25 protein-coding genes and 2 pseudogenes are annotated in these 24761 nt (G+C 46.6%); 4 read left to right on the forward strand and 23 right to left on the reverse strand.

Annotated features, from left to right (window positions below; genetic code table 11):
* Positions 1-144 precede the first annotated feature (144 nt).
* The 8 genes and pseudogenes from AD710_RS07165 to AD710_RS19030 form a co-directional block, all read right to left on the reverse strand.
* Positions 145-1209 (reverse strand): polysaccharide lyase family 1 protein, encoded by a 1065-nt coding sequence (locus tag AD710_RS07165; RefSeq protein WP_047476024.1) that lies wholly within the window; start codon positions 1207-1209, stop codon positions 145-147.
* A 141-nt stretch (positions 1210-1350) separates the two neighbouring features.
* A complete protein-coding gene (locus AD710_RS07170) occupies positions 1351-2262 on the reverse strand; it encodes a DMT family transporter (protein WP_049627662.1) in 912 nt (303 codons plus the stop codon).
* Between the two features lie 147 nt (positions 2263-2409).
* Entirely contained in the window at positions 2410-2856 is a 447-nt protein-coding gene (locus tag AD710_RS07175) for a universal stress protein (protein WP_049627663.1), read from the reverse strand.
* Positions 2857-2937: 81 nt separating this feature from the next.
* The gene (locus AD710_RS07180; protein ID WP_049627664.1) at positions 2938-4335 is read right to left on the reverse strand and encodes an aryl-phospho-beta-d-glucosidase; all 1398 of its coding nucleotides are present in this window, start codon (positions 4333-4335) and stop codon (positions 2938-2940) included.
* 18 nt (positions 4336-4353) lie between these two features.
* A complete protein-coding gene (locus tag AD710_RS07185) occupies positions 4354-6189 on the reverse strand; it encodes a beta-glucoside-specific PTS transporter subunit IIABC (protein WP_049627665.1) in 1836 nt (611 codons plus the stop codon).
* 459 nt (positions 6190-6648) lie between these two features.
* On the reverse strand, positions 6649-7821 hold the full coding sequence (locus tag AD710_RS07190) for a DUF262 domain-containing protein (RefSeq protein ID WP_049627666.1): 1173 nt from the start codon (positions 7819-7821) through the stop codon (positions 6649-6651).
* 1 nt (position 7822) lies between these two features.
* On the reverse strand, positions 7823-8572 hold the full coding sequence (locus tag AD710_RS07195) for an FRG domain-containing protein (RefSeq protein ID WP_015418548.1): 750 nt from the start codon (positions 8570-8572) through the stop codon (positions 7823-7825).
* Between the two features lie 182 nt (positions 8573-8754).
* A pseudogene (locus AD710_RS19030) lies at positions 8755-9111 on the reverse strand (lipocalin-like domain-containing protein); the annotation flags it as partial.
* Between AD710_RS19030 and AD710_RS19525 the strand changes: the two are divergent.
* Positions 9107-9244: pseudogene (locus AD710_RS19525) on the forward strand (hypothetical protein); the annotation flags it as partial. The pseudogenes AD710_RS19030 and AD710_RS19525 overlap by 5 nt on opposite strands.
* A 73-nt stretch (positions 9245-9317) precedes the next feature.
* Here the strand turns inward: AD710_RS19525 and AD710_RS07205 are convergent.
* The 7 genes from AD710_RS07205 to AD710_RS07235 all read right to left on the reverse strand — a co-directional run bounded on the left by AD710_RS07205 (position 9318) and on the right by AD710_RS07235 (position 15506).
* A complete protein-coding gene (locus AD710_RS07205; protein WP_016937442.1) occupies positions 9318-10619 on the reverse strand; it encodes a pyrimidine-nucleoside phosphorylase in 1302 nt (433 codons plus the stop codon).
* Positions 10620-10646: 27 nt separating this feature from the next.
* Positions 10647-11828, reverse strand: a complete 1182-nt coding sequence (locus tag AD710_RS07210) for a NupC/NupG family nucleoside CNT transporter (protein WP_047477493.1) — start codon at positions 11826-11828, stop codon at positions 10647-10649.
* Between the two features lie 92 nt (positions 11829-11920).
* Positions 11921-12589, reverse strand: coding sequence for a deoxyribose-phosphate aldolase (deoC, locus tag AD710_RS07215; protein ID WP_016937441.1), 669 nt, complete (start codon positions 12587-12589; stop codon positions 11921-11923).
* A 90-nt stretch (positions 12590-12679) separates the two neighbouring features.
* Complete coding sequence (locus AD710_RS07220) at positions 12680-13621, reverse strand: DNA-binding transcriptional repressor DeoR (protein ID WP_049627668.1); 942 nt, start codon at positions 13619-13621, stop codon at positions 12680-12682.
* A 70-nt stretch (positions 13622-13691) separates the two neighbouring features.
* On the reverse strand, positions 13692-14504 hold the full coding sequence (gene yidA, locus AD710_RS07225) for a sugar-phosphatase (RefSeq protein WP_016937439.1): 813 nt from the start codon (positions 14502-14504) through the stop codon (positions 13692-13694).
* 68 nt (positions 14505-14572) lie between these two features.
* Positions 14573-15097, reverse strand: a complete 525-nt coding sequence (locus AD710_RS07230; protein ID WP_049627669.1) for a hypothetical protein — start codon at positions 15095-15097, stop codon at positions 14573-14575.
* Positions 15087-15506 (reverse strand): lipocalin family protein, encoded by a 420-nt coding sequence (locus AD710_RS07235; RefSeq protein WP_045925567.1) that lies wholly within the window; start codon positions 15504-15506, stop codon positions 15087-15089. The genes AD710_RS07230 and AD710_RS07235 overlap by 11 nt, the downstream gene beginning before the upstream one ends.
* Before the next feature lie 111 nt (positions 15507-15617).
* Here AD710_RS07235 and AD710_RS07240 point away from each other — a divergent pair, with 111 nt between their 5' ends.
* Both AD710_RS07240 and AD710_RS07245 read left to right on the forward strand, forming a co-directional pair.
* Positions 15618-15998, forward strand: a complete 381-nt coding sequence (locus AD710_RS07240) for a hypothetical protein (RefSeq protein WP_049627670.1) — start codon at positions 15618-15620, stop codon at positions 15996-15998.
* 161 nt (positions 15999-16159) lie between these two features.
* Positions 16160-16522, forward strand: a complete 363-nt coding sequence (locus tag AD710_RS07245) for a hypothetical protein (protein ID WP_049627671.1) — start codon at positions 16160-16162, stop codon at positions 16520-16522.
* Between the two features lie 51 nt (positions 16523-16573).
* On the opposite strand, the gene AD710_RS07250 is transcribed toward AD710_RS07245, so the two are convergent.
* Positions 16574-16966, reverse strand: coding sequence for a hypothetical protein (locus AD710_RS07250; RefSeq protein ID WP_049627672.1), 393 nt, complete (start codon positions 16964-16966; stop codon positions 16574-16576).
* 128 nt (positions 16967-17094) lie between these two features.
* On the opposite strand from AD710_RS07250, the gene AD710_RS07255 reads away from it, so the two are divergent.
* Positions 17095-18057, forward strand: a complete 963-nt coding sequence (locus AD710_RS07255; protein ID WP_049627673.1) for an iron-hydroxamate ABC transporter substrate-binding protein — start codon at positions 17095-17097, stop codon at positions 18055-18057.
* A 39-nt stretch (positions 18058-18096) separates the two neighbouring features.
* On the opposite strand, the gene AD710_RS07260 is transcribed toward AD710_RS07255, so the two are convergent.
* The 7 genes from AD710_RS07260 to iolI form a co-directional block, all read right to left on the reverse strand.
* Positions 18097-18444, reverse strand: a complete 348-nt coding sequence (locus AD710_RS07260; RefSeq protein ID WP_049627674.1) for a YxeA family protein — start codon at positions 18442-18444, stop codon at positions 18097-18099.
* A 13-nt stretch (positions 18445-18457) separates the two neighbouring features.
* Positions 18458-20326, reverse strand: coding sequence for an ABC transporter permease YxdM (gene yxdM, locus AD710_RS07265; RefSeq protein ID WP_049627675.1), 1869 nt, complete (start codon positions 20324-20326; stop codon positions 18458-18460).
* Positions 20301-21074 (reverse strand): ABC transporter ATP-binding protein YxdL, encoded by a 774-nt coding sequence (yxdL, locus tag AD710_RS07270; protein WP_049627676.1) that lies wholly within the window; start codon positions 21072-21074, stop codon positions 20301-20303. The genes yxdM and yxdL overlap by 26 nt, the downstream gene beginning before the upstream one ends.
* 144 nt (positions 21075-21218) lie before the next feature.
* Positions 21219-22196 (reverse strand): two-component system sensor histidine kinase YxdK, encoded by a 978-nt coding sequence (yxdK, locus tag AD710_RS07275; protein ID WP_049627677.1) that lies wholly within the window; start codon positions 22194-22196, stop codon positions 21219-21221.
* On the reverse strand, positions 22193-22882 hold the full coding sequence (gene yxdJ / locus AD710_RS07280) for a two-component system response regulator YxdJ (RefSeq protein ID WP_047477471.1): 690 nt from the start codon (positions 22880-22882) through the stop codon (positions 22193-22195). Before yxdJ ends, yxdK begins: the two co-directional genes overlap by 4 nt.
* A gap of 107 nt (positions 22883-22989) precedes the next feature.
* Positions 22990-23862: a 6-phospho-5-dehydro-2-deoxy-D-gluconate aldolase gene (gene iolJ, locus AD710_RS07285; RefSeq protein ID WP_049627678.1), complete on the reverse strand. Its 873-nt coding sequence runs from the start codon at positions 23860-23862 to the stop codon at positions 22990-22992.
* A 2-nt stretch (positions 23863-23864) separates the two neighbouring features.
* Positions 23865-24707: a 2-keto-myo-inositol isomerase gene (iolI, locus tag AD710_RS07290; protein WP_049627679.1), complete on the reverse strand. Its 843-nt coding sequence runs from the start codon at positions 24705-24707 to the stop codon at positions 23865-23867.
* Between the last annotated feature and the right edge of the window lie 54 nt (positions 24708-24761).

The following is a 24761-nucleotide window of genomic DNA, read 5'->3' on the forward strand; positions in this document are numbered from 1 at the left end:
TTGTAATATAGACTTAACAATAGTAATATTATTGAAATTGTTTATCAATATTTTCCTAGGTATTTAAGGTTATTTTAAGGATGACAGGGATTTATGACCTTTGACTCATATAAAAAAACCGCCGGCTGCCGGCGGTTTTTCGTATTATGGATAGCGGAGATTTGTATTTTGTGCTCCCGCGTAGGATTGGGCGAAGTTTTTGGCATCCTGGGCTGAAAGCGTGCCGTAGCTGTAATTTGATCTCGGATTCCAGCCGGTGCGCGGTGATTTCGGGGCTATGAGCGACGGGAATGAACCGATGTCGGTAAATTGGGCTGTACCGTAGTCGTCTATCATTCCGCCTTTTTCATTTCCGTTGCCGAAGTAGTTGGCTTCTGAGAAGACAGTCGCGTTTGTGTGAATGGTGAACCCTAAATTGAAATTGGTCACATAGTTGTTTTTCGCGTGAAAATAGCCGTATCTCATCAAGCCCGGTGAACGGACATAGACGTTATTAAAATAGTTGTTGGTGATCGTCATATGCGGATAGCCGATATAATTGCGTCCTTCGTTATCATCATTCGGATAACCGAGAATCAGGCCGTACAGATGATCGGAGAATTTAGAATTAGACAGCGTCACAAAATCCGCTTTGGCGCCGACATACAGAAGCTTTCCCAAATCGCTGTGGCTGTTCGGATTGTAGCTGTGCCCTTCAAACCACACGTGGTCAATCCAGTAATTCTGTCCGTTCGCTATGTACATCGGAATGTCGTTGTTGCCCGTAATGGCTGCACTATGGCTGATAATGAGGTTTTTGAAAATCACATTGTTTGAGCCGGAGCCTGTTGTCAGATAGATGTTGGTCAGCCTGTGGCTGGTATAAGAGCCGACGATGGTTTTATTGGCGCCGACTGTCACAACGGCTTTACCCGGGGAGTAAATATCACTTGTGATGACAATGGTTTTGCGGTCTGTCCCGCCCGCATTGTTTTTCAAATCATTGAGATTGCTGACGTAGACGACGGGGCCGCCCTGGCCTCCCGATACGGCGGATTTTGCCTTTCCGTTATGATCCTTCGCATTTCCCGCAAACCCGGTAAGTCCCTGCATCACATCCGGATACGCCGCTGCCGCTTCTGCCTGCTTGGATGCGGAACATATGATGGCCAGACAAAGCGCAAATCCGAGTGCAGCTAAAAAAGCGAGATGACGCGTCTTCTTGATCATGCCCTTCACTCCTTTAATCTCTTAAATTGTAAGCACAAGAAGTATTATACAATTACTATCCTCTTTTTCCATGATCTGTTTGTCTGCTTTTTCGTTATGGCTGAAAAGCCCCAAAATAAAAAAAGCAGCCGATACGGCCGCCTATATTCGGGTGCTGTCTGCCTGAGCTTCCGCAGGCACGGCTTTATGCTTTCGAATCAAGGACAGCGCCATCCCCGCAAAAATCATCACAATCCCCAAAGATTGATAAAGGTCGGGGCGAAACCCCGTAAACAGGGTGTCAAGCACGATCGCCACAGCCGGATCAAGAAATACGATGATCGAAATAAACCGGGTGGATAAAAACCGCAAGCTGTCAAAAAAGAGCAAATACACAATTCCCGTGTGAATGATGCCGGTCGATACAATCATGATCCAGTTCACCTGCGACAAATCAGAAAAAGCGCCGAAACGGACGAACGGGAAGAGAATGATGACGCCCAATCCGGTCTGCAAACAGGTGACGGCATATGGGCTGAGGCTGTTGATACCTTTCCCGGCCAGTGTCGTAAAGGCGTAAAAAAGGGCGGCCAGCACGGCCCAAATAATACCCGATCCCATCAGCTGAGAAAAGGACGTATTTCCGTTGATGCCGGAAATCAGAGCGGTGCCCAGAAAACAAATCACGATGGAACTGACGGACACAAGATGCAGTTTTTCCCGGTATAGGAGACTCCCGAGGAGAAGAACGAGAACCGGTGCCAAATGATAAACGGAAATCGCTATCGTCACTGATGTTTCCTCAAATGATTTAAATAAAAACACCCAGTTCAGCACGAGGAAAAATCCGCAGGCCAGTGTCTGCAGCACCTCACGCCGGTTCCATTGTTCGGTGCGGTACCGTCCGGAACCAAACCAGCAAACGCCCAGAAACAATGAGGCGCACAGACATCTAACAAAAACCAGTTCAATTGAAGGCACATTCGTATGTTCTGAGAAAAAGCCGATAGATCCGAAAATGACCATGGAAATGACCATTTTGATGACGGCATTTGATGTTTGTTTAGCTTGCATTGATTCGCTTCCCCCATATCATTGACTGTTTATTCAGACAAATACTAACAGCCATTTTACTTGATTCAGAGGAAGATTTCATCCTATTTTTCGAAGACGGCGGTTTTATCACATTAAAAAAAGCCCCGCATCAGCAGGGCCGTCTGTTTAATGAACGATCAGTACAGGGCAAGGAGACAATTGTGAGACTTTGTGGCTCACGCTTCCGAGCATCATTTCTTTAAATCCGCTGATTCCGCGGCTTCCGACGACAATCAGATTGAAATGCTGTTCTTTCGCTATGTTTAAAATTTGATGTGCAGGTTCGCCTTGAACGTACAGGCTTTCCGCATTTACTCCGCTTTCCGCCGCTTTCTGCTTGGCATCTTCCAGAATGGCTGCTCCTTTTTGCGCGACTTCATGTTTGATGTCTTCAATGAAGTTTTCCGGAACATAGACAATGCCGGTTAAGGCTGTTGTGGAGACAACGGCTTCACGTCCCGCATAGAGAATGGTGAGTTCCGCCTGCTGTTCTTTCGCCAGATGGATCGCTGCATCCAGAGCTTTGCTGCTCATGTCTGAACCGTCTACTGCTGCAAGAATTTTTTTAAACATATGAATCCCGCCTTTCTGCTTTTATTGTCCTCCTCTCTTTGCTGAATGTCAATCTTGCCGGCTTTCTCCTGAACATTATGTTTACAGACTTTCTCCGTTTGTGGCGATGACGTCTTTATACCAATAAAAGCTTTTCTTTTTCTTTCTTTCAAATGTGCCTTTTCCGTCATTGCCGCGGTCGACATAAATATAGCCGTAGCGCTTTTTCATTTCAGCGGTTGAGGCGCTGACGAGGTCAATCGGCCCCCACGACGTGTAGCCGATCAGGTCGACGCCGTCTTCAATCGCCTCTCTTGCTTCTATTAAATGATCACGCAGATAATCGATGCGGTATTCATCCTGAATGCTCCCGTCTTCCTCCGGCTCATCAACTGCGCCGAGCCCGTTTTCGACGATAAAGAGCGGTTTCTGATAACGGTCGTACAGCGTGTTTAAAGTGATGCGCAAGCCCTTCGGATCAATCTGCCAGCCCCATTCGGAAGATTTCAGGTACGGGTTTTTTACGCCGCCGAGGAGATTTCCTTTAGCTTGCGCCAGATCTTCAGGCGCCGTGCTGGCCGTCATCGACATGTAGTAGCTGAAGCCGATGTAATCCACCGTATGTTCTTTCAGGAGCGCCTCGTCTCCTTCCTTCATCTCGATCGTAATTCCGTTTTCTTTAAAGAAGCGCTTCATGTAGCCCGGATAGCTGCCCCTCGCCTGCACATCAGAAAAGAACAGCGTGCTCCGCTCTTTTTGCATTGCCGCATATACATCCTCCGGCTTCGGCGTCATCGGATACGTCGTCGTCGCGGCGATCATGCAGCCGATCTGAGAACCCGGGATGATCTCATGTCCGACTTTTACCGCCAGCGCGCTCGCCACAAATTGGTGGTGGGCTGCTTGGTACATCGTGTTTTGCTTATTTTCGCCTTCCCGGAATATAAGACCGCCGCCTGTGAACGGAGCGTGAAGAACGACGTTGATTTCATTGAAGGTCATCCAATATTTCACTTTGTCTTTATAACGGGTGAAAACCGTGCGGGCGTACCGTTCATAGAAATCGACCGTTTGGCGGTTTCGCCAGCCGCCGTAGTTTTTCACCAGACCGAGCTGCATCTCATAGTGAGAAATCGTGACGACCGGTTCGATCTGATGTTTCCTCAATTCGTCAAAAAGACGGTCGTAAAATTGCAGCCCTTCTTCGTTCGGTTCTGTTTCATCGCCGTTCGGAAAGATTCTCGTCCATGCAATGGAGATGCGGAACGCTTTAAAGCCCATCTCCGCAAACAGGGCGATATCCTCTTGATAGCGATGATAAAAATCAATCGCGTCGTGATACAGATTCAGCGCATCGTCCGTCTCATGAAACGGAGACATAATGCCGTCCGGGGAGACATCCGCCGTAGAAAGTCCTTTGCCGCCTTCTTTATAAGCGCCTTCAATCTGATTGGCAGCCGTTGCGCCGCCCCATAAAAAACCTTCCGGAAATCTCTTCATGTTTTCTCCACCTCTTTTTCAGGATAACGCCAGAAGCGCTTCGTTCGGTTTGACCATTCCGCGTTTTTTCACGTCTGTAAATAAATATTGATCCGTATTCGTAATGATGACCGGCGTCATCACGTCAAAGCCGGCAGCCTTTATCTCTTCGATATCAAAAGTAATCAGCAGATCTCCAGGCGCGACGGCATTGCCTTCTTTGACGTGCATTTCAAAATGCCTGCCATCCAGCCGTACCGTATCAAGCCCGATATGAATGAGAATTTCGGCTCCCCGGGCACTCGTAATGCCGATGGCGTGCTTTGTTTTAAATACGGCTGTCACCCTGCCTTCTACGGGAGAAACCGCCGCGCCCTCTTCAGGCAGAATCGCAAAACCTTTTCCCATCATTCCACCGGAAAACACGCTGTCGTTCACTTCGCTTAATGCTTTCACTTCGCCTTTAATCGGGCTGTGAATGATTTCTCCGCCAGCCGTCACACCCGGCGTTTCAGATGCTTCGTCCCGTTCAGATTGTACATCTTCAAACCCGATCAGCAGTGCCGCCGCCATACCCGCCGCAAACGAGATAAAAAGTCCGATCAGCGCGTAAAGAAACGTCGGCCCGATAAAGACCGGAATGCTCGGCAGACCCGCGTTTCCGCCGACAATGTAGGAAGCGACGCCCGTTACACCGTAAAAAGCTCCGCCTGCCGCACCGCCGATTAAAGCAGCCGCGAACGGTTTTTTCAATCTCATGTTGACGCCGTACATGGCAGGTTCGGTTATGCCCATCAAAGCCGTAATGCTCGTCGTAAACGCAAGTGACTTAAAGGTTTTGTTTTTTGATTTCAAGAAAACCGCAAATGACGCGCCGGCCTGCCCCATGTTCGCCAAAAACATCGCAGGCAGAATGTAATCACGTCCGTTTTGAGCGATGTTATTGATCATGATCGGCACAAGCGCATAATGCATCCCCGTCATAATGATGAGCGAAAATGTGCCGGCCAGCAGAATCATTGCGGCAATCCCCGCATGACTGAACAAATAATTGACGCCGACAGACAGATCATTTCCGAGAATCGCGCCGAGCGGGCCGACTGTGATCAGTGTGACAGGCACGACGATCACAAGCGTAAGCATCGGAACGGCAATCAATTTCAAAGAAGAAGGAGTGATTCGGTCGATTCCCTTCTCCACATAGGACATCAGCCAGATCGCCAGCAAAATCGGAATGACTGTCGATGAATACGTGGCAGCGGTTACAGGAAGACCGATAAAGGAGATGCTTTTCCCAGACCCAAGCAAGGCCGTCAAATCCGGATGCAGAATCGCACCCGCCACAGCAGCCGCCACGTACGGATTACATCTGAATTTCCTCGCCGCGCTTACCGCAAGCAAAATCGGCAGAAAATAAAACGCACCGTCACCGACAGCCGTAAGAATGCTGTGAGTCTGGCTCTTCTCCGACATCCAGCCGAATGTCACCGCTAACGCGACAAGTCCTTTTATCATGCCCGCTCCGGCAATGGCCGGCAGAATCGGTGTAAACACGCCGGAAATCACATCAAACACGGCGCTCAGCACATTTTTCTTCTGCTTTGAAGTTTTGTTTGCGCTTTCACTGCTGAGCCCGCTGCTCTCCATCAAAGCCTGATACACCTTCGGCACATGATTGCCGATAATGATCTGAAATTGCTTGCCGCTGATATTTGTCCCCATCACGCATTCCATCTGTTCCAGCCCGTCCCGATCTGCTTTCGCATTATCATACAGATTAAAACGAAGCCGCGTCATGCAATGGATGACACTCTGAACATTCTCCTCCCCGCCGACAAGTTGTAATATCTCTTTTGATATTTTAAGATAGTCCATGAGTATACCTCCTTAAAAATGGGGGAACCGCCGGACGAAAGGTGGCCGCCTTTCTCCGGCTTTTTTGTTATGAAATCAGCATCACCTCCAAAAAAGGGTATAAAAAAAACCTAAACTGCACAGCACACGGGGGTCTTCCCCTGTCTGACGCAATTTAGGTTTTGCCTGCGGTTTGCAGTAACAATCCTAGGTGAATGATATTGGGTTGATATGTATACTTTAGCACTGGATTTATTGGGTGTCAACGCTTACATTTAAATGTTGCTCCAACTACCATTTAATGCTTTATTTATAAAATAATTTGTCTATTTCTATTGTAATCAAAAATCTATTCCATATCCTTATAGAACAATTTAATATTAAGTTTTTCCATAAATTAGTGTGCAGTAAAGAAAATACAGTTTATAATAATAGTCCGTAGCTGTTCTAATCACTACGGACTCATAGCAATTTAAACTTTTAGTCTTCAACAACTTGTAAGAATTCAAAGTTCATTTCGTTAATCAATTCGTTCATAGCTCGAGCATTTGTAGAAGAAGCGTTAAACTTAGGATCTTCTAAATACGAATTTTTTAAAGTATCAGATATATAAGTTAGAAAGTTATCTATTCCAGCTTTTTGTTTTAATCTAGATAGTGAGATACCTTCTTTAATCATTTTGTGAATAACACCAGAAAGTATCATTGCTATAGTTATCTGAAACCTATACCCTTTGCTTGAGACACCATAAATTTCTTTAGAAAAGGGGTGCTCAATCCTTTCTCCAATTATTTCAATTATTTCATTAAATGTATTAAATCTATTTATGATCTCATCATATTCCTTTTGTGATTGTTGTGGATTACATACTTCTAGTTTAGATTTATGTTTCATATACTCTTCAGCATAAACTGATGATTTTGCGTATCCTGTATTGAGTCCATTTTCAAGTATACTCATTATCACAAAAATATTTTCTTGTATTTTCTTCTTTTTCACCCTATCTGTTGTTGCATTGTAGGCCCTCTGAATCTTACTGGATATCTTTTTATCATTCATTTTTTGAGCAAATTTATTTACAAAACTATTCAATTTAGAATTATAAACAGCATGCCGTATATCCTGTGGTGTTAATGGCTTAGTACCTTTATTATATCTACTAAAAATCTCCAATTCTAATTCAAGACCAGGGAAATCAGTAAAAACGATAGAGGCAAGTTTGTGCGATAAAATTTTCTCTTTAATTTCAAATTCGCAATCACTGAATTTTTTTCCATTTAACTCTACCATTATATTCAGTCCTGAAAGTTTAAATTGATTTTCTTTAAACCTATGAAATGCTCTCAGTCGATGTTGCCCATCTACTACGTTTAAAACTTTAACTCCCTCATAACGATCATTAGCTAAAAAAACAGGTGGTATTGGTATACCAAGAAGAATTGACTCAATTAAAGAACTTTCGTCAGCAACTGATGCTCTGTAATCTCTCTGATAGTCAGGGGCAATTATAATTGAATCAGTATAATCAAGTTTGAGTTCATCATCTAGCTCTTCCTCTTTATCTAGCTTTTGAAGTTTATATCCATTTGTAATCATAGATATTATATCTTTTATAGCGATATCCTGAGGTTTATAATTTATTTTAGCTAGCAAGTTACTCACCATCCCTTACATATTCTAAAATACTCTTTTTCATTATTATATCTTTTGTAACAGATTCCAATTCTGGATAAAGTGTTGTATAACCTATTCCCATAGAATAAAGAGAGGACAGTATATCTTTTTTGCACTCTCCTTTGATCACCAATCTTCTAATTATATTTTCATCTTTCAAATCTGATAAAGGTTGGCAGTTATCTTGAAAATATACAAAAAGCCCATTTTGTGCGTTAATTCTTTCATTTAACTTTCTAGCTTTGAATGCTATCGGCCCATCAAAATTATCTAAATTTATTCTTTCACCATTAGAAATATTAATTATATCTGAACGTGATGCAAACTTATAATTCAATTCTAAAGGATTTAGAAACCATACTTCTGCATCACATTCTTCATTTTCATGAAAGGAGTTTTCAACAGCAAACATTAAAGAAACTACATGCGAATGAGTAAAATCTAACAATTTAGTTGGGATACCGTAATGTTGTGCATAAACCATCCACTCATAGTCATCTCTGATATCTATAGGTTGCTTCACATAATTGTGACAATTCACTTTAAACTCATTTAAAAAATATTGAATTGATCCTCTCGAATATTTCCTCTTTTTGTTATTATCCAACCTTAGGGCACCAGGTAACAATTCGTATTCTTTTTCCTGCCCTCTTGATAAAATAAACTCTTTAGGTAGCGCTTCTACAAATTCAGTAAATTGACTTAGCCTCTCAATAGGTTCATCTAACAATATAAATTTCCTCCTATTTTTTAACGTGTCATTTATTTTATGTTGTAGTCTAATAAACTTATCGGCTAACTTTCTTTTTTATTTAGTTGAATATTACGTATCTGTAAAGGTTTAACTATATAAAAAACAAATCTCTTCTTCAGATAATAATAAAGAAGAGATTCGTTCCTTAGAGATTTATATCATATATTAAACTTTAATTGGTTCACTCCACTCCCAATCAGCCTCCCCTCCCCATCACCGCTCAGTACACTAAACGTCACAACTTCCTTCTCCCTCGCTGAATCCCACTCTTTCAGGAAGGCGCGTCATAATTTGTGCCGTTCAGGTTGATTCGGGCTTTGCTGCTGCCGGTTATTGTCCAGGTTCCGTTCATTTCCCCGGAAATGGTGCCGTTGGTGTTAAGCTGGATGGCTTTTGGGGTTTTGATTGTGGCTGTGATGTCTTTTCCGTGCTGAATGAGTTTGTAGGCTCCGGCCGCGGCGGCTGCCGATATATGTATCCGGTTCTCCTGCGCAGCGGTACGGCGTTGCAGCCGGATTTGCCGGCGTCGTGGTGTGGATGAGCATCGCCCTGTCTCAGCTTTTATTTCGAAAGCATGATGTAAAAAACGGCGGACGCCTCACAGATCTGACGTTCCGTACGCCGTTATATCCTCTCGTTCCGATCGCTTTCGTGACATTCATTTGGATAAAACTATGCCATAAAAAAAGGCACATACTGATGGGTATGTGCCTTTCTGTTCTTATTCCGTAATCAGCGTATGAATCAGCTTCGGTGCTTCCGCTTTTTCTGAGATGCGGATGTTGTCATAGACTTTGGCGGTCACGTCGTCAACGTTTTCGCGGTTGGCGTAAAGGGTGACGAGCGGCTCTCCTTTTTCGACTTTGTCACCGACTTTTTTACGGAGCATGATGCCGACGGCAAGGTCGATTTCGTCCTCTTTTGTCGCACGTCCCGCGCCTAACAGCATCGCTGCGACACCGATTTCGTCAGCGATGATTTCTGAAACGACACCCGCTTCTTTTGCCGGGACGTCAATTTTGTACGCCGCCTGCGGAAGTTTGGACGGTTCGTCAACGACGGAAGCGTCTCCTCCCTGATTGCTCAGGAACTCTTTGAACTTTTCAAGCGCTTTGCCGTTTTTCATGACTTCCTGCAGCTTCGTTCTCGCTTCTTCCAATGTCTCGGCTTTTTTCGCCAATACGACCATTTGGCTTCCGAGCGTGAGGACGAGTTCGTTTAAGTCTTCAGGGCCTTCCCCTCTTAACGTATCAATGGCTTCTTGAACCTCCAGGGCATTCCCGATCGCAAAACCGAGCGGCTGCGACATGTCAGAAATCACGGCCATCGTCTGGCGGCCGACGTTGTTTCCAATGCGGACCATTGCTTTGGCGAGGTTCACGGCGTCTTCATCCGTTTTCATAAACGCGCCGGCCCCCGTTTTGACGTCAAGCACGATCGCATCTGCTCCGGCGGCGATTTTTTTGCTCATAATTGAGCTTGCGATCAGCGGGATGGAGTTCACCGTACCCGTTACATCACGCAGCGCATACAGCTTTTTATCGGCAGGCGTCAAGTTGCCGCTTTGTCCGATGACGGCTACTTTGTCGCGATTCACAAGCTTGATGAATTCATCTTTTGACAATTCCACGTGGAAGCCTTCGATCGCTTCCAGTTTATCAATGGTTCCCCCCGTATGGCCGAGGCCGCGTCCGGACATTTTAGCAACGGGAACGCCGAGCGCCGCGACGAGCGGTGCGAGTACGAGGGTCGTCGTGTCGCCGACCCCGCCCGTAGAGTGCTTGTCGACCTTGATGCCTTCGATGGCGGAGAGATCAATCGTTTCCCCTGAATTGACCATCGCCATTGTCAGATCGGCGCGCTCCCGATCTGTCATATCCTGAAAGTAAATCGCCATGGCAAGGGCGCTTGCCTGGTAATCAGGGATGCTTCCGTCCGTATATCCTTTTACGAAAAATTGAATTTCTTCTGTTGTCAGTTCTTTTCCGTTTTGTTTTTTTACAATAAGATCTACCATTCTCATGATCTATCACCTGTCCTTCAATTATGTTCAGTGAATCAATCCCACGATCGCCGCTGTCAGGAAGCTGACGAGCGTTGCGCCGTACAGCAGCTTCAGCCCGAACCGCGCGACGACGTTTCCTTGCTTTTCATGCAGTCCTTTCACCGCACCCGTAATGATACCGATAGAGGAGAAATTCGCAAATGAGACAAGGAATACCGATACCACTGCCTGAGTATGCGCGCTGAAATGGAAATCGCCGGATGAGAGCGTCTGCATCGCCACAAATTCATTCGATACCATTTTCGTCGCCATAATGCTTCCAGCGCTCACCGCTTCATTCCACGGAATACCGGTTAAAAACGCAAACGGCGCGAAGACATAGCCGAGCAGCGCCTGGAATGTAATGCCGAAGACTGCGTTAAAAACGCCGTTGACCAGGGCAATGAGTGCGACAAATCCGATCAGCATCGCCGCTACGACAACGGCGACTCTGAATCCATCCATTATATACTCACCGAGCACTTCAAAAAAGGATTGCTTTTCTTCTTCAGGAACGACGATCAAATCCTCTTCTTTGCTGACGGTGTACGGGTTGATGATAGAAGCGATGATAAATCCGCCGAATAAGTTCAGCACAAGCGCAGTCACGACGTATTCCGGCTTCAGCATCATCATGTAAGAACCGACGATCGACATTGAGACCGTCGACATAGCAGATGCGCAAAGCGTGTATAAGCGCTGTTCAGTAAGATAGCCGAGCTGTTTTTTCAAGCTGATAAACACTTCTGATTGCCCTAAAATTGCGGAGGCGACAGCGTTGTAAGATTCGATTTTCCCCATTCCGTTCACCTTGCTTAACGCAAGACCGATATACTTCGTGATGATGGGGAGGACCTTCCAATGCTGCAGAATTCCGATTAAAGCGGATATAAAGACGATCGGCAGAAGCACGCTCATGAAGAACGTCGTCTGTTTCGCATTCACAAGTCCGCCGAATACAAAGTTAATCCCTTCTGATGCATATTCCAGCAAATAGTTAAATCCTTTTGCAAAACCGCCGACAAGAAAATTCCCGATACCAGTGTTGAGGAGAATGTAACCGAGAACCAGCTGCAGTACGAGCATGACGGCGATCGGCCGTATTCTGATTCTTTTTTTGCCATTGCTGGCGAGCCAGGCAAGACCTAAAAACACAATGATACCGATAATTCCGATGAGATACTTCATATGTGTTCTCCTTTTATTTGTATTCGCTTACAATTTTTTATGCATCAACAAAGAAAGAGGATGGCGGAAGCTTTCGGCTTCCGCACTGCTGATTAATAGTCGCTGCTGCCGCTGTCTCCGCCGCTCACGATAGAGACGCCCGCACTTGCGCCGATCCGGCTCGCGCCCGCTGCAATCATGCTGTCAACATCAGCTTTTGTTCTGATGCCGCCTGATGCTTTGACCCCGATGTCCGGTCCGACTGTTTTTCTCATGAGAGCGATGTCTTCAGCCGTTGCCCCGCCTGTCGAAAAACCGGTAGACGTTTTGACGAAATTGGCGCCTGCGGATACCGCCAAGCGGCACGCGCGCTCTTTTTCTTCATCTGTCAAAAGACATGTTTCGATGATCACTTTGACGAGCGCTTTTTTATCAGCTGCTTCAACTACCGCGCGGATATCAGCCTCAACAGCCTCATCATCACCGTCTTTTAATGCGCCGATATTGATGACCATGTCAACCTCAGTGGCTCCTTTTGAGATGGCATCCTTCGTTTCAAATGCTTTTGTTTCCGATGTCGTTGCGCCGAGAGGGAATCCGATAACGGTGCAAACGTCAACTCCCGTGCCCTTCAGCTCCTCCGCTGCGAGTTTGACCCAAGTCGGGTTCACACAAACGGATGCGAATTTATACTCTTTTGCTTCTTTTATCAGTTGTAAAATATCTGCTTTTTGTGTATGCGGTTTCAAAGCAGTATGGTCTATTTGACTTGCAATTGACATTGTATACACTTCCTTTTTCCTAGGATAGGTTTAGAATAACCGAATTTTGAACATATGTAAATTGGTTATTGAAATTATGTTCAAGAATTGTCACAATTCTTGAATGAGTTTTTTGGCCGTGTGCTGATCGGTAATCAAAACGTTAGCGTATTTTCCTGTCAGGGCCCCGTGAATGGCCTTGCATTTTCTGCTGCCGCCCGCCACCAGAATCGAACGTTCTTTCATTTTCAAGTCGCTGAGCTCGACTCCGATCGTCCGGCCGTTAATGCTGCTGCTGCAGATCCTGCCTTCCGCATCAAAAAAACGCGAACAAATATCGCCGACCCCATGTGCTTTCAGCAATTGTTTCTCTTCTTCCCGGAAATAGCCGAGTCTGAAAAGCAGCGCCTCATCCCGGACGGTTCCGACCGTAAACAGCGCGATATTGGCTTGTCTGCCCATTTCAATGATCCGCTTAATATGTCTGTCCCGCTCGACCATCTGTTTCACATCGGCGCTGTCAAATATAACCGGCAGCGGCAAATACCTCGGCATGGTCTGAAATGCTTCGGCGAACAGCTGAATCGTTTCTGACGAATACGTATTGACATTGGAATGACTGATGCCGCCTTTCAGCTGTACGACTTCAACGCTCTTTACCTGCTTCGGCTCCATGCGGCTTGCGATCTGGTACATCGTCGTCCCCCAGCTTACGCCGAGTATATCGCCGTCCTTTACGGTTTTATGCATATAGTCTGCGCCATAACGGCTTAAGTAATGTGTAATGGCCTGGTAATCGTCACTTGGAGAAAAGACGACGTGCGCCTCAAGCAGCCCGTATTTTTCTTCCAGCTTCGCGCCGAGCTCGTCCAGATCCTCAAACGGGTCCATGACGCGAATTTGGACATATCCTTTTTCCTTTGCGTACTGAAGCAGCCTCGAAACGGTGGGGCGTGACAGATTAAGCCGTTCGGCGATCTGCTGCTGGCTGTAATCTGATTGATAATATAGTTTTGCCGCTTCTATGCTGAGCTGCTGTTTTTCACGATCCATATCGCGCCTCCCCTCTCCGCTTATCATATCACCAAAACACGCGGTAAAAAAGCACCCTCTGATGGGGTGCCTATTTTTTCAGCACAAGCTCCTGAATCGCATGCGCTACGCCGTGTTCGTTGTTTGATTTTGTTTCAAAATTTGCAATTTCCCTTACTTCCGGGATGGCATTGGCCATTGCGACACCGCAGCCGGCCCACTGAATCATAGACATGTCATTGCCGTTATCGCCGATTGCCATGACGTCTTTTTGTTCAATTCCGAGTTTTTCAGCCAGCAGCTTGACCGCGTTTCCTTTACTGACTTTCGGATGAAGAATCTCATGAAAGAACGGCGCGCTTTTGACCATTGTGTATGTTTCCGTGAATGATTCCGGGATGGAAGCGATCGTTTTCTCCAGCTTGTCCGGATCGTCGATGAACATGACTTTCGGAATCAGAATATCCTTCGGCACCTCATCAATCGTGCGGAAATGAAGCGGCACTTTCGTAATATATGATTCGTAAACCGTGTATTCACTGATATCCCGGTTCGGCGTGTACAGATTAGCTGTGTCAAAGTAATGCATCGGAGTGTCCAGCTGTAAGCTCAGCTCGTAAAGGGACTTCAAATCCTCATAACCTAATGACTGCTCGGCCACGACACCGTTTGTATACGTATTTTGGACGAGGGCGCCGTTATAAGCAATCACAAAGTCGCCTTCCTCCTGTAAGTTCAGCTCTTCCAAATACCGCCGCACGCCGCCGATCGGCCGGCCCGTGCACAGGACGATATTGACCCCTTCCGCTTTAGCGGCATCAAGCGCCCCGCGAACTTCAGCCGTCACTTCATGATGATCGTTTAATAGTGTACCGTCCATATCTATTGCGATTAACTTGTACATCCTGCATCTCCTTTGTATCCTTTTCGTCTTATGCTTTCATCATATCGTTTTTTTGTTTCAAAGAAAAATTAAACGGACGGATTTCTCCGCCTTCTCTGCTTATACCGGATCTGTCTCCGGATACGGGGCCGTCTTGTCCTCTTATCGGTTTGTTCTGCGCCGTTTTCTGTTTTCTGCTTTAAGAGAATCAGCCCCGCCGCAAAGAAAGGGACGGCCGCTATGTCCAGAAGGGCAAGCTTTATTCCCATCGCTGCGGGAAAGTATGCCCATAATGAACGGCTGTTCCGCCTGATCATGATATAAGAAACGATTTCTAGCAGAATAAACAGGGCGTTCACCCATAGGTAAATGAGCAAACCCGCAAACAGAAACAGCAGGAGTGTATTCCGCAGCGTGCCGGAAAACAGAAGAGCGCGCATCATATCAAAGAATGAAAAAGACTGCATGCTGCCGTTGACGACATTGGGATTATAAATGGTAAAACGCCCGAACTGATCTAAAAGCATAAAAAATAACCATACCAGTGAAAACCATTGAATGATATGTACGATGACACCCGTCAAAACGAGTCTGTCGGCAGCCTTATTTCTCATGTGCATCCTCCCCGCCTGTTTTTATTCTTGTCATTGTTTTTGTTTCTCCGTATATCTTCCAAATGAGCGTATCGTTTTTTCCTCTTTTCAACGTGCTTTTAACGGGGTGCGGACGCCCGAGGTATTCAATCTCGATCGTTCCGTCCGTGTTTTGTGAGATCACCTTGTAAGCATCCGAGGGCATCGGAACCTCGCCGCGGCCTTTAATGACCTGCTTTGTCAGCACGCTGTCTTTCGTAAACGTGACGGTTTCAGATCTGACTCCGTCCATCGGGCCCGGCTTCAGCCCCGCATCCCATGTCCCGTAATAAAAAGGGGTCTCGTCCGCTTTCTTTTGCGAGCAGCCTGTTATCATGACGCATCCGAAAACAAGAACCATCATGATGAAAATCCGTATGTCCCGCAACATGATCACCTTCCTTTGCAGCTTTTTTTACGCCTGTAAGTTAGGCGGATGCCGTGGCACTGTGCGATTGACTACATAGTGTATAAAGACTTCACTAGATAAGGAGAATGATGAATGAACCCATATCAGTACTACACCCCGCCTGCCTATTTCCCTCAGCAGCAGGAATACGAAGTGAACCGCGTTGAGTATGAGCCGTATCAGCAGGAAAGCTATTATACGCCCTACCAGTCCGAAGACCGGCAGCCGACCGCTTTAGAACGGAGAGTCGCCCAGCTTGAAAGACAAAATGCCGAGCAAACGAGAGAGCTTACCCGCCTCTCACAAGAAGACCAGCGCCAAAACCGGGAAATCACGCGGATGAATGAGCAGATCAGACGGCTGAGCCAGTCCATTGAAATCCATACCCGCCGCTTAAACCGTTTGAATCAGCGCCTGCGTGCAGTCGAAAACAGACTCAATATCCCTTTTCACGCTACAGAAGGCGGCTTCTGAGAAAAAGGGCCGGAATACAAAGCTCGACAGGCCATTCCCGAGCCTTGTATTCCGCTCTGTACATAACAGGTAAATATTTGAATGCCATTCTCGCATGAATGCCTCACATTTTCTTTCACATGATAAATATGTAAAATCAATCACTCCAGGAGGTTTTCATGATGTACCAAAACCAATACAGCGGAAATCAGCTGCAGCAATGCCGCCAAACCGCACAGCAGCTTATTCAGCAGACACAGCAAAGCAGCCAGCAGTACAAGCAAATGCTCCAACAAGAACAGCAAAACATTCAAATGCTTCAGCAGATACTGAACCATGAGCAGCATGCCGTTCATACCATTCAGCAAGCGCTTCAGGGTCATGAAATGGCCATCCAAAAATGTCAGCAAATCGTGAATGTGTGCAACCAGCTGCAGCAGGAAGTAAGCGGACACATGACTTCACCGATGACAAACGCTAACGTTTCATCATTCCCGCAAACCCAGCATCACACACCGTTCCAGCAGCATTCATACCAGCAATAGCCCGATCACGCAAATGACAAAGCACAAGGTTACCGGCTTTGTCATTTGTTTTTATCTCTGTTTTGTCAGGTCAATGCGATGAGCGGGTTTTCCGCCGAATTTTTCTTCCGCCTCATGCCTTACCGCTTCATACGCTCTCGCTTCGACGTTTTGTTTAAACACATCAAGCTGTATCAAATAAGCCGCCCGCACCTTCAGCCCGTGGATGATGGCGATGACCCATAGAGGCAGCACGATATACACACCGAGTGTGCTCGGCAGCACAAAAGCAATTGCTAAAATAATAAAATAGATAAGTCCGTATTTCAGCCATTTTTTGTTCTTGGCCCGGTAGCCGATATAGAAAAAGGCCAAGAAAGCGGTGAGCGCAAACGGCGCAAAAGTCAGCAGCAGCCACCAGCTGTGCATCACTTCCCACCAAGTTCCTCTCTTCGTAATCAACATTCATTCCTCCTCCTTTACTACTATAACATGGATAATCAAGAAAGGATTTCTATAAAAACATAGACGGAATAAGGTCTTCCTGCTATATTAATAATGATAATCATTATCACTAAAATAGGGGGATCATGATGAAGAAAAGATCATGGCTGATCGGCCTGGCACTTCTGCTTGTTTTCGCCTTAAGCGCTTGCAGCGGCGCGAAGGAAAACAGCGGCTCCGCATCAGGCAAAGGAAAAACAGACATGCGTACATATCAATCAACAAAAGGAAAAATTGACATACCCGCACATCCGAAGCGGATCGTCACTGACTTTTATGCGGGTGAGCTGCTGTCCGTTGACGCAAATGTCGTCGGAGCGGGCTCATGGGCTTTCAAAAATCCATTTATCCAAAAACAGCTGAAAAACGTCAAGGACGTCGGCAACCCCGTCAATGTGGAGAAAGTGATGCAGCTGAAGCCTGATTTAATCGTGCTGATGAAGGATGATCAATACGAAAAACTTTCGAAAATCGCGCCGACGATTGTCATTCCTTTTAACACCGCAAAAAATACGAAAGATACGGTCAGCCTGTTCGGCGATATTGCCGGGGCGAAGGATAAAGCCAAAAGCTTTATGGCAGACTTCAACAAAAAAGCCGAAGCCGATCAAAAGCGACTCAAACGTGTGATCGGCAAAGACGAGACAGTCGGCCTTTATGAAACGACGGATAAAGGCGAGATCTGGATTTTCAATGACAATTCCGGCCGCGGCGGCCAAGCCGTTTATAACGCACTCGGATTAAAAGCGCCGGCCAATATTGAAAAAGACATCATGAAAAAGGGCGCCATGAAACAGGTTTCCCAAGAGGTCATCCCTCAATATGCGGCTGATTATATGTTCATCACTGATTACAATCCGAATGGAGAAAGTAAAACATTTGAGCGTCTGAAAGATTCATCCGTTTGGAAAAATCTCGACGCCGTAAAGAACAATCGTGTCTTTATCAACGACTTCAACACCTTCTATCCGTATGACCCGATTGCCGTCAGCAAACAGATGGATATCATCACCGACATGCTGATCAAACGGGCCGAAGAAAATAAAAAATAAGAAAACGGCACAGTCTGACGCTGTGCCGTTTTGTATGATTTACTTTAATTTCGACTGTACGGAGTCCGGCATATCTTCAAATCTGACTTCTTCCCAAGTCTCGACATACTTTCCTTTCGCCTTTACCTTCAAATAGGCATTCTTCCGAAGGTCTTTCCCGGCGAAAAAGGTCACTTCTTCTTTTTTTCCGGATGCGTTGTATCCGTCTAATGTATATTCAGTACCGCCCGGGCTAAGATGTTTGCCATCTCGGTCAATCTGTACATAAACATCTTGCTGGTGAATAAACGGATTAAATCTGTCTGTAACATCGTTATGAAAAAAGAGAAGCCCGCATATGACGGCAGCGGCCGCCAAGACGGCCAGGATTGCCAATGCCTTTTTCATCTTTACACTCCCCTTACTTGTTCAGTTTTTTCAAATAGCTTGACCGCACCGCGAGGAAGAACAGAAGCTGAAAAATGAAAAATCCTCCGATGGTCAGACTGAGCGGCCCCGCTACATCGGAATAACCTTCCACAGCCAATGTTCTCAAGGCAAACAGCGTATGCATGACGGCAATGACAAATGGAAAGAAGAAGAGAATCGCCAATTGTATCGTCACGCTTTGTGACATTTCACGCTCACTCAGGCCGATTTTGGCCAGTGAACGATAGCGCTCCCGGTCGTCATCTAAATCGGTGAACAGCCTGAAATATAAGAAACTTGCTGCCGCGACAAAGAAGACGATCGCGATAAACAGACCGATGAATAAACTCAAGCTCGGCAGCTGCACCGTATCATAGTAGGTGCCCGCTTTTGCCATAAAATCAGAATGCACGTCAATATAGTTGCCGTAAATCTCATTTTTCAAGGATTGGCTGATCCCAAGACTGTCTTTCCAATGATCGTAGCTGTAGCCGTATAATGACGCTTTATCACCGAGTGATTTCAGCTGATCAAAGGTTTGATCGTTCACCGCGATGATGGCATTCAATGAAATCAGCGGCTTTTCGACTTCTTTTACCGACAGTTTTTGGCCGGACGGCTTGCCTTTTTGGTTCAGCAGCTTCAGCTGATCCGGCGCTTCGTTTTTGAAATTGCGGTCATACGTGCCCGGGAAATAGACGGCCTCACCATGTTTCAGGCCGTTCAGCTTGACATGGAAGTACTTCGCCGCATCCGATTCGCTGATCATGTAAACAGGCGGAACAGTATCCCCTTCCTGATAGCGGACATAGGAAACATCTATTTTGTCTTTCTTATACGTAAAGCCGTGTGTTTTCAATTCATGGTCAATATCTTTCAAATGAGTCTTTTCTTTTGGATTGCTGCTGAAAGATACATACTCCATCTCATAAGCGGACTCTTCCGCCCCGACGGTCGCTTTGTACATCGCGAGCACGCCCGTCGCCGTAAAGGCTACCGCGGAAATAATGCTGACGATAAAGAACAGTCGGGCGTTGTCTTTTAAACGATAGACAAGATCAGAAACCCAAATGACATTTTTCCCGCGCAGATAAAAGGTTTTCCACTTCTTCAGCGCGCGCAGAATCCAGATGCTGCTTTGGCTGAAAAAGAAATACGTGCCGATGACGGTAAGCAGTAAAATGATAAACGGTTCAGTCCCGTGGACATTGCCTTTCAGGACCATGCCGTACCCGCCGCACAGGCAGGCGATGCCGAATAAGGACAGAAGCACGGACGGCTTCGGCTCCGGCTTGATCTTGTCAGTGCCCTTTATTAATTTGATCACCGTATTTGATCTGACAAAAAGGATCGTGAACTGCGATAAAAGGAAAAATAAGAGCAGAAATCCGCCGGCCGTCATGCCGAGCGCTTTCCAAGGCATGTACAGAGGCAGCGCGTCCATTTCTAAAATATAAGCGCCGACCGTAAAGAACGTTTTCGAAAAAATGAAGCCTCCGATAATCCCCGCTGCGATCGACATGATGCCGATGATCATGTTTTCCGCCGTAATGAGCTTTCTCAGCTGCACCGGCGTAATACCCTGCATCAGCAGAATACCGAATTCTTTATTTCTCGATTTCAAAAAGGCATTAACCGAATACAGTACAAATAAGAAAGAAAAAACAAAGATCATCCATTCCGCTGCGGTTAACCCTTTTCTGGCGATGTTATTCAGGTAGCCTTCCTTTAATGCCGGATGAAACAGGAACATCGCAAAGGTAAAGAAAATCAACACGGAAAAGGCGCTGCTCAAGAAGAATGCAAGATAGGCCCTTTTGTTTCTCGTGACGTTTTTATAAGCGAACTGAAGAAAGGTCATTTGCGTTTCCCCCCAGCATAGACAGCACATCAAGAATTTGTTCATAAAAGACTTGGCGGTTTTCCCCGCGGTAAATCTCATTAAACAGTTCGCCGTCTTTTATAAAGATGACGCGGCGGCAGTAGCTTGCCGCAACCGGATCATGGGTCACCATCAAAGCCGTGACATGATCATCCTGATTCAGGCTCTGCATCGTTTCCATGACGTCTTTTGACGCTTTGGAATCAAGGTTTCCCGTCGGTTCATCAGCGAGAATGAGTGACGGCTTATGAATGACCGCTCTTGCGATGGCGGCCCGCTGGCGCTGTCCGCCGGATACTTCAAACGTCCGTTTGTTGAGCAGGTCTTCGATTCCGAGCTTTTTCGCGATGCCGTGCAGTTTTTCTTCCATGACAGACGGCGCTTCTTTTTCAAGCGTTAACGGCAGCATGATATTTTCACCGATCGTCAGCGTGTCCAGAAGGTTGAAATCCTGGAACACAAATCCGAGCTGCTTGCGGCGGAAATGGGCGAGCTTTGTCCGCTTCAGACGGTGCGGATTTTCTCCGTGAATCAGGATATCGCCTGAATCCGGACGGTCAATCGTTGAAATGATATTCAAAAGCGTTGTCTTTCCGGAGCCGGACGGTCCCATCACCGCCGTGAACCCGCCTTCTTCTATTGAAAATGAAATTTGTTTTAAGGCTTGATAGGATACTTGTCCTTTATAGGTTTTATTTATCTGTTTGACTTCAAGCATATACGCCATGAGAATCCTCCTTATGGTTTTATTCTTGTTGATCAGGGCTGCTTTCATGTAGTGCCGGGGCGTTCAGCATAAAAAATCCCCTTGACATGAATCCATGTTATCAAGGGGAAACAGAATGAGCTATGTTGTTTTCTTAACGCAGTCTTACATTTTTGTAAGAAATGAAAATCGAACCGATGTCCCCTCACCGGGGGACGAACTGATGTCGACCGTATGATTGAGCTTACCCGTAATTTCTTTGACGAGATGGAGGCCGATTCCCGTAGACTCTTGGAAACGCCGCCCGTTTTCGCCGGTGAAATAAGGGTCAAACACCCGCTTGATATCCTGCGAGGGAATGCCGACACCGTAATCTTTGACTTCAAGCACCGTCCTGTCTTCATCGCGAAAAACATTCAGCTCCAGTCTGTCACTCTTGCCTGCCGAATACTTGACCGCATTTGTGACCACTTGGCCGATCGCAAATTTGAGCCATTTGGCATCGGTGTAAATCTGATGATCATCGCGAATGTCTATTTTCGGATAGACGCGGTATTGAATAAAAAAACGTTTATAGCTTTGAATGACCGATTGGAGAAGCTCTGATAAGGAAACCGCTTCGACTTTAAAATCCCGCTCAAACAGGTCGAGCCGTGATGAATAAAGGAGCGTCTCCAGTCCGAATTCAATCTGCCGGACCTCTTTTTTGATTTGTTCAAAGACGGGCTCATCCTCTTCCTGAATGATTAAATTAATGACCGATAGCGGCGTCTTTACTTGGTGCACCCATTGATTCATATACGTCACCCGCGCGTCGAGCTTGGCTTCGGTCTCATGGAGCTTCTGGTGCTGCAGCCGGATCATCTCCATCTGCTTTTCGTACAGCTCTGAACAAAACACTGAAGACCCGAGATACGGGATGTCCGTCCCTTCCTGCTCCGAGCTGAGCCAATGATACACGCCGCGGTCTTTGTACCAGCGATAGGCCAGGTACCCCGCCAAAATAAGAAGCTGCACGCCCAATATGTAAAACAGGTGAGAAAAAGAATGAAGACCCGCAAACCAGTAATAAAAGAAGACAAACAGCCCTTGAAGGAAAAAAAGCAGAATCAGCACGGCATGGGAACGGAGAAACAGCTTCATGACAGCGCCCTCAGCTGGTAGCCTTCGCCCCGCACCGACTCAATGGAAACAGGCGCATTCAGCTCCCGCAGTTTTTTTCTGAGCCGCGTGATATACACATTAAGTGTATTGTCATCGACGAAAATGTCGGTGTCCCACGTTTTTTCCATGAGCCGGTCTCTCCCCGTCACCTTTTCTCCCCGCTCCAGCAGCACCTCCAAAAGCTTGCTTTCTTTTTTAGAAAGCTCGCTTTTTTCGTCTTGAAAGCGCAGTTCAAACCGTTCGACAAAGAGCTGCACACCGGCATATTCAACCACTTTCTCTCCCTGCTTGGCGGCGTACTCTCCGTATGCCCTGCGGATCTGGCTTTTGATTTTCGCGAGCACAATATCGTAGGAAAACGGCTTTTCGATATAATCGTCTCCGCCGTTTTCAATCGCCATCACCTGATCCATTTCCCCGCTTCTGGCTGAGATGAAAATGATCGGGCTTGTGGAATGCTGGCGGATCTGCCGGCACCAATAATAGCCGTCATAGGACGGCAGGTTGATATCAAGCAGCACCACATCAGGCTTTTCCCGCAAAAAAACATCAAGAACAGCTGTAAAATCATCAGCGGCTACGGTTTGATAGCCGTATTTTTCAAGGTAATTCCGCAATAGTCCGCGAATGTCTTCACTGTCTTCTACTATCATGATTTTATTCAAACTGAACCACTCCCGTTTTTACGCTGTTGCCATCATCATAATCGTTTCGGGCGTACGGACGCAACACCGCACAAAAAAACCGCCATCCCGGCGGTTGGTGGTTTCATTCAGCCGACCTGCTGTTTAGCGGCTTTTCCGGCTGATCCGAACGCTCTCATTTTGCTTCGCACCGTCTCTTCTACAGCTTCAATGCCGGGTATCATGTAGCCGCGCGGCTCATACAGATCGCTGGTTTTCTGAAACATGCGGCGTGTTTCGTCTGTCCAGGCGACCATACATTCCGTGTTGATATTGATTTTCGCGTGGCCGAGCGTGATGGCTTTTTGGATCTGATCCTGCGGAATTCCGGATGCCCCGTGAAGAACGAGAGGAATATCAGTCATGCGGGAGATCGCTTCCATCTCCTTAAATCCGAGATTCGGCTCACCCTGATATTTGCCGTGTACGGAGCCGAGCGCGGCGGCCAGCGCGTCGATGCTGGTTTCTTTGACAATCCGCTCACATTCCGTGATATCGGCATAGCGGACACCGCCGACCAGACCGTCTTCCATGCCGCCGACCGTGCCGACTTCGGCTTCTACTGACACGCCGTGCTTTGCGGCATAATCGGTGACTTCTTTTGTCATCGCGATGTTCTCGTCAATCGGCTGATGGGAGCCGTCAATCATCACTGAGCTGAATCCGGCGTCAATGGCCTGTCTGCAGCGTTCCGCACTGCTTCCGTGATCAAGATGAAGCACGACGGGAACGGTAATCGCCATTTCCTCCATTAACGCGCTGACCATGGCGGCAATCGTTTTAAAGCCGCCTAAATAATCGACCAGACGATCGGAAGCCGCGGCGATGACCGGCGATTGCTCCTTTTGCGCCGCTTGCAGAATCGCCTTCGTCCATTGCAGACCGTTTATATTAAACTGGCCGACTGCATACTGCTCCCGTTTCGCTTCTGCAAGAAGATGTTTCATGGTGACAAAAGCCATGTTCACGCCTCCTTCATGAAGTATTTTGATACGACGGCTTCCGTTGTTTCCTTTGCCGTTTTGATCGTTTCCTCCGCGGTCAGCTTATAATATTCAGGCCTGAACAGTTCTACGGAGACAACATCATTGAATCCGATTTCTTTTAACGCTGACAGGTGGGCGTCTAAGTCAATCGCTCCCTTCCCCGGCCAGACGCGGTCTTCATCCGTTAAAAAGCCGATCGGAAAATCTTCTGTATCGTCAATATGATAAATGAAAATTTTCTTTCCGTCCGCCTGCCTCAGGCTTTCAATATTGGAGCCCATCGCGTGGAAATGGAAGCTGTCAAACACAAGCCCGACATTATCGCGGCCGACAGCGTTCACGATGTCATACGCCTGTTCAAATGTATTGACCGTGCATTGCGGGTGGCCGACAAATTCAAGGGCGATATTTACGCCGTACGGCTCAGCAATATCCGAAAGCTCAGTCAGAACCTCTATACTGCTCTTTTTGATTTCTTCTTTTAAGATTTTCCGATCTGTCACCAGCGGCACGGCCACCACATATTTCACGCCGAGCGTTTCGCACGTTTCCATCATGCTTTTGAATTCCGAAATGATCTCCCTATAGTCCTGCTCATCACGGTTGTTGAAGAAAACCAGTGCGTTCAGGGCAAGCGGTTTAATGTGATGGGTTCGAAAATATTCCGCCAGATCGGCCAGTGAATGGTCTTTTAAGTATTCCGGCAGTTTATCCATTGTGCGGATTTCAATATAATCATAGCCGTGCTTTTCGCACAGCTCTAAATCCTGTTTCAGGTTTGAATTCTCGAGCGTTGTCGCTTCATTAAAGCAAAGTTTCATGTCAGCCTCTCCCATCTGCGTTTTAGCTGAGGAGCCTTTCCGCCCCGCCGAACT

The sequence above is a fragment of the Bacillus sp. JFL15 genome (assembly GCF_001184225.1).
GTDB classification, from domain to species: Bacteria; Bacillota; Bacilli; order Bacillales; family Bacillaceae; genus Bacillus; species Bacillus siamensis.

Coding starts and splice junctions, on each gene's coding strand:
- deoC (WP_016937441.1), bottom strand. CDS start 12,589: ATGTCAATTGCAAGTCAAATAGACCATACTGCTTTGAAACCGCATACA.
- AD710_RS07175 (WP_049627663.1), bottom strand. CDS start 2,856: ATGTTTAAAAAAATTCTTGCAGCAGTAGACGGTTCAGACATGAGCAGC.
- AD710_RS07250 (WP_049627672.1), bottom strand. CDS start 16,966: ATGTTGATTACGAAGAGAGGAACTTGGTGGGAAGTGATGCACAGCTGG.
- yidA (WP_016937439.1), bottom strand. CDS start 14,504: ATGTACAAGTTAATCGCAATAGATATGGACGGTACACTATTAAACGAT.
- AD710_RS07170 (WP_049627662.1), bottom strand. CDS start 2,262: ATGCAAGCTAAACAAACATCAAATGCCGTCATCAAAATGGTCATTTCC.
- yxdK (WP_049627677.1), bottom strand. CDS start 22,196: ATGAAGCTGTTTCTCCGTTCCCATGCCGTGCTGATTCTGCTTTTTTTC.
- AD710_RS07235 (WP_045925567.1), bottom strand. CDS start 15,506: ATGTTGCGGGACATACGGATTTTCATCATGATGGTTCTTGTTTTCGGA.
- AD710_RS07260 (WP_049627674.1), bottom strand. CDS start 18,444: ATGAAAAAGGCATTGGCAATCCTGGCCGTCTTGGCGGCCGCTGCCGTC.
- iolJ (WP_049627678.1), bottom strand. CDS start 23,862: ATGGCTTTTGTCACCATGAAACATCTTCTTGCAGAAGCGAAACGGGAG.
- iolI (WP_049627679.1), bottom strand. CDS start 24,707: ATGAAACTTTGCTTTAATGAAGCGACAACGCTCGAGAATTCAAACCTG.
- yxdL (WP_049627676.1), bottom strand. CDS start 21,074: ATGGCGTATATGCTTGAAGTCAAACAGATAAATAAAACCTATAAAGGA.
- yxdM (WP_049627675.1), bottom strand. CDS start 20,326: ATGACCTTTCTTCAGTTCGCTTATAAAAACGTCACGAGAAACAAAAGG.
- AD710_RS07210 (WP_047477493.1), bottom strand. CDS start 11,828: ATGAAGTATCTCATCGGAATTATCGGTATCATTGTGTTTTTAGGTCTT.
- AD710_RS07240 (WP_049627670.1), top strand. CDS start 15,618: ATGAACCCATATCAGTACTACACCCCGCCTGCCTATTTCCCTCAGCAG.
- AD710_RS07180 (WP_049627664.1), bottom strand. CDS start 4,335: ATGAAGAGATTTCCGGAAGGTTTTTTATGGGGCGGCGCAACGGCTGCC.
- AD710_RS07185 (WP_049627665.1), bottom strand. CDS start 6,189: ATGGACTATCTTAAAATATCAAAAGAGATATTACAACTTGTCGGCGGG.
- AD710_RS07255 (WP_049627673.1), top strand. CDS start 17,095: ATGAAGAAAAGATCATGGCTGATCGGCCTGGCACTTCTGCTTGTTTTC.
- AD710_RS07205 (WP_016937442.1), bottom strand. CDS start 10,619: ATGAGAATGGTAGATCTTATTGTAAAAAAACAAAACGGAAAAGAACTG.
- AD710_RS07230 (WP_049627669.1), bottom strand. CDS start 15,097: ATGAGAAATAAGGCTGCCGACAGACTCGTTTTGACGGGTGTCATCGTA.
- AD710_RS07245 (WP_049627671.1), top strand. CDS start 16,160: ATGTACCAAAACCAATACAGCGGAAATCAGCTGCAGCAATGCCGCCAA.
- AD710_RS07220 (WP_049627668.1), bottom strand. CDS start 13,621: ATGGATCGTGAAAAACAGCAGCTCAGCATAGAAGCGGCAAAACTATAT.
- AD710_RS07165 (WP_047476024.1), bottom strand. CDS start 1,209: ATGATCAAGAAGACGCGTCATCTCGCTTTTTTAGCTGCACTCGGATTT.